This window comes from Niastella sp. OAS944, assembly GCA_024809215.1.
GTDB lineage: Bacteria > Bacteroidota > Bacteroidia > Chitinophagales > Chitinophagaceae > Niastella.
In genome coordinates this window covers 41257-53973 of the sequence record JANUBW010000013.1, presented here as the reverse complement: position 1 = coordinate 53973, position 12717 = coordinate 41257, and the positions used below count along the sequence as shown (strand labels likewise).

Genomic DNA, 12717 nt, shown 5'->3' with positions numbered 1-12717 from the left:
GGTGATGCTTATACTTAATATATCAGACCGGCCACCAAATGGTTGGTAGTTTTGGTAAACTGTAATCATGACAAGAAAACAGTTACCTGTGTTGCTTTTGGGCCTGGTTAAATTGCCTGGCTCAACGTCTTTTTCCCCAATGAAATATGCGCTGGTTTTACAAGCTTACAAGATAGCCAATGTAGAATATGTATGCCCCGGTTTTAGTAAAAATTAATTTATTATTCATCATTTACCGCCTCATATTATTCTTTTTTAGAATTAGCGAACATAAACAAGGGATGTATTTCGGTTGTTAAACAAGGTTACAGCAATCGGCAATCGGCAATCGGCAATCGGCAATCGGCAATCGGCAATCGGCAATCGGCAATCGGCAATCGGCAATCGGCAATCGGCAATCGGCAATCGGCTGGAATTTTGGCGGCGCAAGGTGGTAAATAAAGTTCAAAATTTGCGAGCCATTCACCATTGACCATTCACCTTTCACGATTTTTTCGACCGGCTGAGTGGTGGATTTTTATTAACCAATTGATTATTAGTGAGATAGTTTTTGAAAATTATCTAATATTTTAACCGGGTGCACGAAACCACCCGTAAAGCAAGTAAATTTGCACGCCGCCATTGGTGCGGTCCCAATCAAAGGAGAAGATTCATGAATAATTTCTTACAGCAGTTGGCTAAGGACCTGGAAGGAGATTTGTATTTCGATAAAACCATGCGGGTTTTGTATGCCACTGATGCTTCGGCTTATCGCGAAATGCCCCTGGCTGTAGCCATTCCACGTAATGTGGATGACATCAAAAAACTGATAAGTTTCGCCCACAAACATAAAACCTCCCTAATACCCCGTACAGCAGGAACTTCGCTTGCCGGTCAGGTAGTAGGGAATGGCATTGTAGTTGATGTTTCCAAAACCTTCACCCAAATACTGGAACTGAATGCAGCCGAAAAATGGGTGCGTGTTCAACCCGGCGTAATTCGCGATGAGTTAAATATGTTCCTGAAGCCGCATGGTTTGTATTTTGGTCCCGAAACCTCCACCGCCAACAGGGCAATGATCGGTGGTATGGTTGGAAACAATTCCTGTGGCTCCAATTCTGTAGTATACCGCAGCACCCGCGAACATTTGCTTGAAGTAAAAGCGTTGTTGAGCGATGGTTCCGAAGCGGTATTTTCATCTATGAACATCGATGACTTTCACCGTAAGTGCGAAGGCACTACGCTGGAAGCCAATATTTATAAAACCGTTCGCAGACTGTTGAGCGATTACAATAACCAGGTTGAGATCAGGAAAGAATTTCCCAAGGCAAGCATCGAGCGCCGCAACACGGGTTATGCTGTAGATGTGATGTTGGAAATGGCGCCTTTCACTGCCGGCGGCCCTGAGTTTAATTTCTGTAGCCTCATTGCCGGTTCTGAAGGAACCCTGGCTTTTCTTACCGAAATAAAATTGAACGTAGTTCCGCTGCCACCCAAAGAAACAGGGTTGCTGTGTGTGCACTTCAATTCTATTGATGAATCGCTGCGCGCCAACCTTATTGCATTGGAATATGGTCCCAGCGCCAGCGAGCTTATAGACCATTATATTCTCGAGTGCACAAAAGATAATATTGAACAAAGTAAGAACCGCTTCTTTGTTCAGGGCGATCCCGGTGCTATACTTGTTGTAGAATTCAGTCGTAGTACCCGCGAAGAAATTATTGAGATAGCTAAAAAAGTAGAAGCTCAAATGCGGGCCGCCGGTTTAGGTTATCACTTCCCGTTACTGTTTGGCGCCGATACTAAAAAAATATGGACGTTACGCAAAGCCGGTCTTGGTTTGTTAAGTAACCTGCCCGGTGATGAAAAAGCCGTACCTGTAATTGAAGATACAGCAGTTGATGTGAATGATCTGCCGGCTTACATTCGCGATTTTAATGAGATCCTGAAAAAGCACGACCTGTACTCTGTGCATTATGCGCATGCCGGTTCTGGCGAAATACATTTGCGGCCCATTATAAATTTAAAGACCGAAGAAGGTAACAAACTTTTCCGCGTTATAGCAGAAGAGATTGCCACCCTGGTTAAAAAATACTCAGGCTCATTAAGTGGTGAGCATGGTGATGGCCGCTTACGTGGTGAGTTCATTCCGCAAATGGTAGGGGAAAAGAACTACCAGTTGCTGAAGCAAATTAAATATACCTGGGACCCTGAAAATATTTTCAACCCCAACAAGATAGTGGATACACCATCCATGAACAGTTTTTTGCGGTACACACCAGGACAAAAAACACCAACATTTAAAACGGTGTTCCGTTATCATAACCAGGATGTGTTGCAGCATGCTGAGCAATGTAACGGTTCGGGCGATTGCCGGAAAACGCATATGTCGGGCGGAACCATGTGTCCTTCATTTATGGCTACCCGTAATGAAAAAGATACAACGCGTGCCCGCGCAAATATCTTACGTGAGTTTTTGACCCGGTCAGATAAAGTGAACCGGTTCGATCATAAAGAGATCTATGAGGTGATGGACCTGTGTTTAAGCTGTAAAGGCTGTAAATCAGAATGTCCGTCGAATGTGGATGTGGCCAAACTGAAAGCAGAATTTCTGCAACAGTATTATGATGCCAACGGTGTTCCTTTCCGCTCAAAGCTTATTGCGAATTTTACCAGCTCAGCCAAACTGGGCGCCATTGCACCAGCACTATACAATTTTGCAGTTAAGAATGCGGTGATTGGAAAACTGATAAAGAAATTCTCTGGTTTTGCGCCCGACCGCTCAATGCCAACGATGTACAAAACCACGTTGCAAAGCTGGTACAAGAAGAATGTAAAACCGGCGCAGGGCAACCGCCGCGTTTACCTGTTCAATGATGAGTTCACTAATTATAACGATACCGAAATAGGCATTAAGGCCATTCTGTTATTGCAGAAGCTTGGGTACGAAGTGGTTATTCCTGAACACATTGAAAGTGGAAGAACCTGGTTATCGAAAGGTTTGTTGCGCAAGGCAAAAGAGATCGTCAATAAGAATATTGCGCTTTTACATCCGCTTATTTCAGATGAAACGCCACTTATAGGTATTGAGCCATCGGCTATTCTTACGTTCCGCGACGAGTATATTGATCTGGCAACTGATGAACAGCTGGAGGCAGCCCGAAAACTGAGCAGGAACGTGTTTACATTTGAGGAGTTCATTGCCCGTGAAATTGAAAAAGGCGCTATTCGTAAAGAACAGTTTACTACTGAAAAGCGAGTAATACAATTGCATGGCCATTGTCAGCAGAAAGCCCTGTCATCAACCACCCATTCGGTAAAAATGATGACGTTGCCGGCTAACTATTCAGTTGAAACCATTCCTTCGGGTTGTTGCGGTATGGCAGGTTCGTTTGGGTTTGAAAAAGAACACTACGATCTGTCGATGAAGATAGGGGAGCTGGTATTGTTCCCAACAGTGCGTAAACAACCTGCGGATGTGATCATTGCGGCTGCCGGTACCAGTTGCCGCCACCAGGTTAAGGATGGAACGGGGGTACATGCCCTGCATCCGGTGGAGATCATGTACAATGCATTGGCTTAGATAATATTAAATGATAAATACGGAACCCCGTCCCGGCTCAGCCGGAAGCGGGGTTTTTTATTTATTAAGGCAGGCTGCTTTTTATACAAAAACCGGCTTTTACACGTTCTGTATATACAACCAATATTTTTATGAAGACCATGTTACGCCGTGCCTCACAATCCCGAGCTTTTGTTTCCCTCTATTATTTTTTTTTAGCCAAAGGAAGACTTGCCAAATTAACAGAATCTCCGGCTGAGAGCCATTAATTGAGTTTTAGGGGTCGTTTAATGTTTCAAATTGATGATTTGATCTTTTAAGCCATCGTTCAATCTTTTAAATCTCCGATTTGAACTATTGAATTGGCGATTCAATCTTTTGAATGATCGTTCATTTTATTAAAACAATGATTTATTGTTTTGAATTGGTCGATTTAATCTTTTAGATCATCGTTCAATCTTTTAAACCGGCGATTTGAACTATTGAATTGGCGATTCAATCTTTTAAGCCATCGTTCAATTGAGTTAAACAACGATTTAATGTTTTGAATTGATCGATTTGATCTTTTAAGTCATCGTTTAATCCATTGGATCGACGGTTTAATGTTTCAAATTGACGATTTGATCTTTTAAGTCATCGTTTAATCCGTTGGATCGACGGTTTAATGTTTTAAATTGGTCGATTTGAACTTCCGAGCCAACGTTCAATCTTTTAAATCGGCGATTTGAACTATTGACTTTGCGACTCAATCTTTTGAATGATCGTTAATTTTACTAAAATGATGATTTGATGTTTTGAATTGATCAGTTTGATCTTTTAGATCATCGTTCAATCCATTTAATCGACGATTTAATGTTTTGGATTGGTCGATTCATCTTTTAAGCCATCGTTCAACCTGTTCTCACCAGCGTCTGCCCCCTCGTCAACTCGATAACCGCGTCAACTTATCAACCGTTCGTGGTGCCAATTGGTCGTTTGTCTAAGAACCCCCTTCATTTTGTTGATTATTAGGTAATTTAGGAATAGAATTCCTGTGGGTATGAATTTCAATAAAAGTAATGTAAGGTTTAGTGTTCTATTCTGGCTGTTTTACTTCCTGTACGAATTTATAGGGCAGGCATCTGTTGCCGATGAATACCATCGTTATTTCATTAATGCCCTGGTAATTGTGCCTATAGCCGGTTTGGCCACCTGGTACACTACACAGGTGCTTATAAAACAATACCTGCTTAAAAAAAGAATTACCGCTTTTCGTATTGGTTTTATTGTAAGCGCCATCGTGTTCACACTTATCCGCCGCTCGTTCAATTATTACTACACTTACCCAACTTATTACCCTAATGGTACTTATATGCCATTTATATTTCCGCCAAAAGTTATTATAGAAGCGGTTAATATATACCTAATAGTGGCCCTGTATACCATGTTCTATTTTTTACGGGCCTGGTACGAACAACAACGGCTGGCTCAGGAGCTGTTGCGCGATAAAGCGTTTGCCCAGCTGGAACTTTTAAAAAGCCAGGTACAGCCGCATTTTATTTTCAATACGCTCAATAATATTTATTCGCTGTCGCTGAAAAACAGTCCGCGTACGTCGGACCTTATTTACCGGCTGTCATCACTGCTGAGTTATATGTTGTACGACAGCCGCCAGGAATTTATTCCGGTGAGCAAGGAAATGGAATACATTCATAATTATATAGAATTGGAAAAGATCAGGTATGGCGAACGGTTAGATGTGTCGGTGAACTGTTTCGATGCGGTTGATAAATTCACCATTCCGCCATTGCTGATATTGCCGTTGGTGGAAAACAGTTTTAAACATGGTGTTAGCAATGATGTAGGCAATAGTTGGATCAGGGTTGATCTTTCGGTAAAAGACGACTGGCTTACCGTTAAAATTGAAAACAGCCGCGTGGCCGACCAGGTGAACGGGCATGCCGTATACAAAGGCATTGGAATGGAAAATGTAAAAAAGCGGCTTGAGATCATTTATCCCGACCGGCACGAATTCAAATGTATGAGTGAAGGCCAGTCGTTTCTAACTATATTGAAACTTAAAAAATGCTGATGTGAAAATACAATGCCTTATTGTTGATGACGAACCACCGGCAAGGGAACTGCTGGCATCCTATATTGAAAAAATGGATGACCTTGAAATAACAGGGCAGTGCGGAAATGCGCTTGAGGCCTTCGCCTTTATTCAAAAAAAGCCGGTGAACATCCTGTTCCTCGATATTCAAATGCCCCGTATGAATGGGCTTGAATTAATAAAATCGCTGCAGGAACGGCCGCGGGTTATTCTTACCACGGCATACCGCGAGTTTGCGGTAGAAGGTTTTGAGCTCGATGTGCTCGATTACCTGGTAAAGCCGGTAACGTTTGAACGGTTCCTGAAATCGATTTCAAAATACCATCAGTATAATGTATTGAAACAACCGGCCGCTGTTGATAATAAAGAAGAAGCCTTTGAGAAAGCCTATATGTATTTTAAGGTGAACAAGGAGCTGGTGAAAATATATCTGAAAGAGATCATTTACATTGAAAGCATAAAGGATTATGTAAAGATCATTACGCCCGGTAAAAGTGTTATCACCTATCAACGTATTGGGTATATGGAAGAGAAACTACCGGAGAACAAATTTGTGCGTATTCATAAATCGTATATCGTATCGGTTGATAAGATCGTAAGCTATAATAATGAAGAAGTGAATGTACAGTCGTTCTCTTTACCAATAGGAAGAAATTACAAACAACAGTTCCTTAGAGTGCTTAGTGTTTGAAGAAGAAGTAGGATGTAAGAAGTAGGCGGTAGGAAATGCAAAAACCGAAGAAAAGGCGCGAGGTACTTCATACCTCTTACATCTTACTTCGGTTTCTTATAAATCAATTGTAAAGTAGCTACGGTATTATTCACATAGTTTAATCAAATCAGTACCATACGTACTGAACTGTATTATTCGTACTTTATTCGCTTTATTATAGTACAGGATCAACGTACCGTAATTTGTTTGATAAGCATCCCAGGTAGCATCTTTTATTTTAGGGTTACCCAGTGTTTTAAATAAACTTCCACGGGCGGCACCAAGTAAAGGCACGCTGAGTTTTCCCTTAAAGCCTTCCGTAATTTCCACATAATCTCTGCTGGTAAAAAATGTAATGCCTTTGTCTTTATAATAAACGGCTTCGCCGCATTTGGCGCTATCGTTAGTAACGCTGGTGAAACAGGGCCATTTCCTTTTGATCTGTCCCGCTATTACATCGGCTTTAAATCCATTTACTTTTCCATCGAGAATGTCTACTTCAAATGCCGGGCAGGCGGCTGTTGTTGTTTTTAACTGGGCCATGGAAACGGTTGCGAGGCTGAGGAACGCAATGAACAAACTGATCTTTTTCATATTATTGATTTTTAAGGGGCGCTACCTGCATTTTCAGGGGCGGTTCGCATACATAAGCAAAATCAATGCTAGAAAATTGGTCCATCCAAAATAACATGCATAATCAATTTATTTTCCTTAAATTAGGCTACTGTTAATTCCCTCTGTTGCGGTAAACGGATCGTGTGTTAGGTAATATCCGGCAACTACCTTCTGTAAAATTGCTTAGCCTATTTAATCTGTATCAGTTCAAAGTCCTTCCCCTCCCTTCCATTTGTTAAGCGTTAGCAATACAGTACTGGTATTAATAAACCTAATATAAGAACTGCTATGAGAAAGTACGTGCAAAAAAGCCATGCGTTTACGCTATTTTTTTTATTATGCTGCTCCCCGTTTTTATTTTCGCAGGTAACTACGGCCACGCTTAGTGGAATTGTAAAAGATCCCAAGGGGGTGCCTTTACCGGCTGCCACCGTGGTCATTGAATGGGCCGATGCCGGTTTTAAACAAACATTACCAACCCGGGGCGATGGCCGGTTCACCGTTCCCAACCTAAGGGTGGGCGGTCCGTACACTATAACGGTATCTTTCGTGAACTTTCAAACATCGGTTACTGATAATGTTTTCCTCGAGCTGGGTCAAAATAACTCGGTCGACATTCAAATGAAAGAGAAGGCCGGTGAGTTAAAGGAGGTGACTATTACCAGCAGGTCGGCAGTCTTTGACAATAAGAAAACCGGCGCCTCTACCAACATCAACAGCCGGGTGATACGTTCGCTGCCAACCATTAGCCGGTCGGCAGATGATTATATACGCTTAACGCCTTCGGCCTCATTTACCTATAACGGGTTATCGTTTGCCGGCCGAAATGGGCAGTACAATAACTTCTCGCTCGACGGGGCGGTGTTCAATAATCCATTTGGGCTCGATGCGCCTACGCCGGGTGGACAAACCGGCGCACAACCCATATCGCTCGATGCTATTGATCAAATACAGGTGAACATTGCGCCATACGATGTAACACAGGCCGGCTTTACCGGTGCTGGTGTTAACACCGTAACCAAATCGGGCAATAACAATTTTTCCGGAACTGTATATGCCTTTTACCGCAATCAATCGCTTACCGGTAAGAAGGTTGAAAAGAATAAGCTGGTATTACCCGATCTGAGTCAGTTACAAACCGGATTTTCGTTGGGCGGTCCCGTTATAAAGAACAAGTTATTTTATTTTGTAAGTTTTGAAACAGAACGGCGGGAAGATCAGGCTTCTTCCTACGTTGCGCAGAACAGTGGCAATGTTGGAAAATCAAATACCAGCCGGGTGTTGGAGTCGGACCTGCAACAGGTAAGCGCTATTTTAAAATCGAAATTCAATTATGAAACAGGGCCTTATCAGCAGTATACATTAGACCAAACAAATTACAAATGGCTGGTAAAGCTCGACTGGAATATTACCGACAATCACCGGCTTTCTTTTACTTACAATGGTTTGGATGCGCATAAAGACAAACCGGCGCATCCCAGCGCCATTGGCCGGCGCGGGCCCGATTTTACAACTTTGCAATTCAGGAACAGCGGTTATGAGATCGTGAATAAACTGCAGTCATTTGGTGCTGAATTAAAATCAACCTTTGGCGCCGATTATGCCAATAAATTAAGAGTAGTATATACCCGGTTCCGCGATAATCGAAATCCATTCTCTTCACCGTTCCCGGTAGTTAACATTACCAAAAATGGTGTGCGTTATATAATTGCAGGGCATGAACCGTTTTCCATCAACAACATACTCAATCAGGATGCTTTTCAGGTAACCAATAACTTCAACATGTTCTTCAACAAACATACGGTTACTGCGGGTGCTTCCTTTGAATCGTTCAAGTTTGCCAACAGCTTTAATTTAACAGGTTACGGCCCCGCTATTTTTTCGGATGCACCATTTGCCGATATAAAGAATTTTATCGACAGCGTACCGGTAGACGGTAAATTCGTTTTTGGCGCTTATCCTTTAAGTGCCGATGTGGCTTATGCCCGCAATCGTGCAATGGCCAATCAGTGGACATGGTATTATTTAACGGTGGGGCAATTGAGTGCTTACATACAGGATGAATGGCAGGTGAATGATAAATTCAGGTTAACATATGGGCTGCGGGCTGATATTCCTTTTTACTTCAACGCCAGCTATCGAAATCCCGGTATTGCTCCCGATGGAACCTTCCTTAATAAATATGATGAAGGCGAGCCAACATTTCCTAATACAGATAACCTGACCTTGTTTGATGAAAATGGCAAATCACTTACCAATGGGCCGGGTAAAGATGTTGATAACACGCGGTTGCCCGAAAAGAAATTATTGCTTTCGCCACGGCTTGGTTTCAACTGGGATGTTATGGGCAATAAAACAGTACAAATTCGTGGTGGTTCGGGATTATTTACCGGCCGGTTTCCTTTTGTTTGGCTGGGAAACCATATAGGTAATCCCTATAGTAGTTTTTACAACGTAACCGCCCGCGATTTTAAATGGCCCCAGGTATGGCGCTCTAATTTGGGTGTTGATTACAAAATACCGTTTGGGACCATTTTTACTGTTGATGTTGCGTATACTAAAGATGTGAATGGTATGATGGTACGAAATTATAAACTGGGCACTCCTACAGGTACATTAAATTCAGGTACTGCCGATAACCGCAAAGTGTACTTGCCTGCCAACCAGGGTGCAGCAAATACATACGCATTTACCAACACCAGTGTGGGTTATCAGTTCAACACTACATTCCAGGCGCAGCAATATTTTGCCGGCGGGTTTTATGCTATGGCAGGGTACAACTTTTTGATTGCAAAAGATGCCAGCTCTATTTCGGCTGAAATATCGAGCGATGCTTTTGATCGCAATCCTATATTGAACAACGCCAATGCGGCGGTTTTGTCGCGGTCGTTGTATGGGAATACGCATCGTGTAGTAGCGGCTTTTTCAAAGAAGTTTTCATATGCTGAACAATGGGCTACTACTATTTCGCTGTTTGGCTCATGGAATTCGGGCAACCGGTTTGCTTATGTATATGGTGGCGATATTAATAACGATGGAACCAATTCAAACGATCTGTTGTATGTGCCAACCGATGCCGAGATCAATACCATGCAGTTTGATCCGTTATTGACAGATGTAAATGGAACGCTTATAAGCGTAGCTGCACAGCGTCAGGGATTGCGGAGTTTTATCGCCAACGATAAATACCTGAGCAAACGGCGTGGGCAGTATACTGAGAAATATGCAGGTCAGAACCCCTGGTTAAGCCAGGTTGATCTTCGTATTTTGCAGGACTTCATTATTAATCCCAAAACCAAGCCTTCAACAATACAGCTAAGCCTCGACTTTGTGAACATTGGTAATTTGTTAAGCAGTGAATGGGGTGTGGTAAAATATGCAACCACCTCGGGTTATTTTCAACCATTGAGTGTGAGTTATGGTAACAATAACCCTGTGTACAGATTCGATCCTTCATTAACGTCTACATTCACTGCCAGTCCCGACCTTCCATCGCGCTGGCAAATGCAGATTGGTTTGAGGTATATTTTTTAGTTAACAAGTTGACGAGTTGACAAGGAAAGGGCATCCACTATCGGATGCCTTTTTTCATTCTAACCCATAATAATCCAATAACGCCAGGCAATGCAAAACAGCTAACTATTAATACGGGAATATAGCCAACCATATTAGAAGCTGAGGTTAATAATTGCATGCCGAGGGCTAAGAGTGACAGCCCAAGGCCGGCCCCTATAAAATATGATGTTGTACATATACCTGCTGCCACGCCTTGCTGATTAACCGGTATATCGCGTATGGCCAGTGATGTTAGGCTGGGGTAGCAAACCGACATACCGCTACCCGTAACACAGGCAATGGATAACAAGATCAGCGGCAGGCTATGGTTAAATAACATGGCTGTCATTAGTAATAAAGAACCGGTTAGCATCAGGCACATACCTACAATACCCGTTTGTAGTACCGTCATTCTTTTAAACAATGCAGGTACCAGATATCGCGATACCAAAAATGAACCTACACTGAAAGGGAAGAGAAGCAAACCGGCCCGGGCGGCGCTGAAGTGCATGTTTTGTTGTAACACCAGCGATAACAGGAACAGGTAACTTAAAAAGAAGGCGCCCAGTAATATGGTTATTATATTACCCGAAATGGTGCCGGTGGTACGGAACATGCTGAAATCAATTAAAGGCTGTTGTTTTGTACGTTCACGGCGTATAAAAATAAACCAGGCTACAATGATCACTGCCATGCAGGAAAGCAGCAGGACGTATTTTTGGGAGAAGTCGGCCAGGTAGTGCACTACATACGAGATCAATACTATGACCAGCGTAAGCAGAATGCTTGAAATCAGATCGGGGAACTTTTGTTTTTTGTCGGGTACATCTTTGTCAATGTAACGGTAAGCCAAGGTCAAAGCTGCGGTGATCACGGGAACATTAATAAAAAAGATCCATTGCCAGCCCAGGTAAGTAGCCACAATACCACCCAGTGCCAGACCGCAACCTGAACCAATGGCCGCAAATGAGCTAAAGATGCTTATCGACCGGTTTCGTTCTGCCGGTTCTGTAAATGTGTTTGTAATAATTGATAAGGCCGAAGGCATTACCATGGCTGCTGCCAAACCTTGCAGCGCCCTGAATGCGGTTAGCATTATAAAATTGCCCGAAAGCCCGGCGCCCAGTGATGTAAACAGGAAAAGCCCCGCACCGGTCATGAATATATTTTTCCGGCCAAGCGTATCACATAGTTTTCCGCCTATTACCAAAAAGCCGCCGTAAAAAAGAACATATACGGTTTGCACCCATTGAATGGTTTCAGCATCTAACTGAAACTCCTTTTGCATTAATGGTATGGCCAAATTGAGAATGGCAATATCAAGCGCCTCAAAAAAGATAGCTGTTGAAGCTACTATTAGTATGATCTGTTTTCTTCGCATCCTGCCCTCAATTGTTCTGCACAAAACTAGAAATATATTTACTTGTACGGTTAATCATTAAAAGTTTAGAACAAATGGTTAATTTTATGCTGTTTGTAAGAACAAACATATAGTTGTGTATGCGTATAAAAACGAAAACAGAACAACTGGCTACCGCGCCGGTGACATTGGATGAAAAAGACTATGCTATACTTCGTTTGCTTGAAAAAAATGCCAAGCTTACCGTGCGGGAAATTGCAGCAGCCATACATTTAAGCGCTACTCCGGTACATGAACGTATAAAACGTATGGAAGCTAATGGTGTAATTAAACAATACGCCACCTTGCTCGATCATAGAAAAATACAAAAGGGCATTATGGTCATTTGTTATATTTCATTGAAAGAGCATAATCGTAAAATTGCAAAGGTGTTTATTGATGCGGTAACGGGTTTTACCGAGGTGCTGGAGTGCTATAATATTTCGGGCGAGTTTGATTTTATGCTAAAGATCGTTTCGGAGAATATGGAAAGCTACCACGACTTTTACTTGCATAAATTAAGTATGATAAAAGGCATCAGCCACACCCAAAGCATTTTTGTAATGGGTATTCTGAAAGACACACATCAGCTATTGTAATTATTCCCGTTACTAACTTTATTTAGTAACGGTTATGGAAAAATTAATTATTGGCGTTTTGGAAAAAATATCTTTTCAAAGCGCTAATTTGCCTTCCGTAAAACTTCACTGTTTTTTGTTTGAATTCTTCTATAAAGATCATCGGCGACTACTCATTATTTAACCAGAAAGCTACTAGGTACAAAAGGGATCATTGTTTTTGCT

At 42.2% G+C, this 12717-nt stretch carries 8 protein-coding genes; 6 read left to right on the top strand and 2 right to left on the bottom strand.

The genetic code is table 11. The features are described 5' to 3' along the window. Window positions 1-67 precede the first annotated feature (67 nt). The 4 genes from GGD38_RS34155 to GGD38_RS34140 all read left to right on the top strand — a co-directional run bounded on the left by GGD38_RS34155 (window position 68) and on the right by GGD38_RS34140 (window position 6324). Window positions 68-217, top strand: a complete 150-nt coding sequence (locus GGD38_RS34155; RefSeq protein WP_375297953.1) for a hypothetical protein — start codon at window positions 68-70, stop codon at window positions 215-217. Window positions 218-652: 435 nt separating this feature from the next. Continuing rightward, the gene (locus tag GGD38_RS34150; RefSeq protein WP_375297955.1) at window positions 653-3562 is read left to right on the top strand and encodes an FAD-binding and (Fe-S)-binding domain-containing protein; all 2910 of its coding nucleotides are present in this window, start codon (window positions 653-655) and stop codon (window positions 3560-3562) included. Window positions 3563-4580: 1018 nt separating this feature from the next. Continuing rightward, window positions 4581-5612: a sensor histidine kinase gene (locus tag GGD38_RS34145; RefSeq protein ID WP_375297956.1), complete on the top strand. Its 1032-nt coding sequence runs from the start codon at window positions 4581-4583 to the stop codon at window positions 5610-5612. Between the two features lies 1 nt (window position 5613). Further along, the gene (locus GGD38_RS34140) at window positions 5614-6324 is read left to right on the top strand and encodes a LytR/AlgR family response regulator transcription factor (RefSeq protein ID WP_375297957.1); all 711 of its coding nucleotides are present in this window, start codon (window positions 5614-5616) and stop codon (window positions 6322-6324) included. Between the two features lie 126 nt (window positions 6325-6450). Here GGD38_RS34140 and GGD38_RS34135 read toward each other — a convergent pair whose 3' ends face one another. Next, entirely contained in the window at window positions 6451-6939 is a 489-nt protein-coding gene (locus tag GGD38_RS34135; RefSeq protein WP_375297958.1) for a hypothetical protein, read from the bottom strand. A gap of 309 nt (window positions 6940-7248) precedes the next feature. On the opposite strand from GGD38_RS34135, the gene GGD38_RS34130 reads away from it, so the two are divergent. Next, complete coding sequence (locus GGD38_RS34130; RefSeq protein ID WP_375297959.1) at window positions 7249-10494, top strand: carboxypeptidase regulatory-like domain-containing protein; 3246 nt, start codon at window positions 7249-7251, stop codon at window positions 10492-10494. Between the two features lie 37 nt (window positions 10495-10531). On the opposite strand, the gene GGD38_RS34125 is transcribed toward GGD38_RS34130, so the two are convergent. Beyond that, window positions 10532-11896 carry an MFS transporter gene (locus GGD38_RS34125; RefSeq protein ID WP_375297960.1) on the bottom strand — a complete coding sequence of 455 codons (1365 nt, stop codon included), beginning with the start codon at window positions 11894-11896 and terminating at the stop codon, window positions 10532-10534. 119 nt (window positions 11897-12015) lie between these two features. Here GGD38_RS34125 and GGD38_RS34120 point away from each other — a divergent pair, with 119 nt between their 5' ends. Further along, window positions 12016-12513, top strand: coding sequence for an Lrp/AsnC family transcriptional regulator (locus GGD38_RS34120; protein WP_375297961.1), 498 nt, complete (start codon window positions 12016-12018; stop codon window positions 12511-12513). The last annotated feature ends 204 nt before the right edge of the window (window positions 12514-12717 follow it).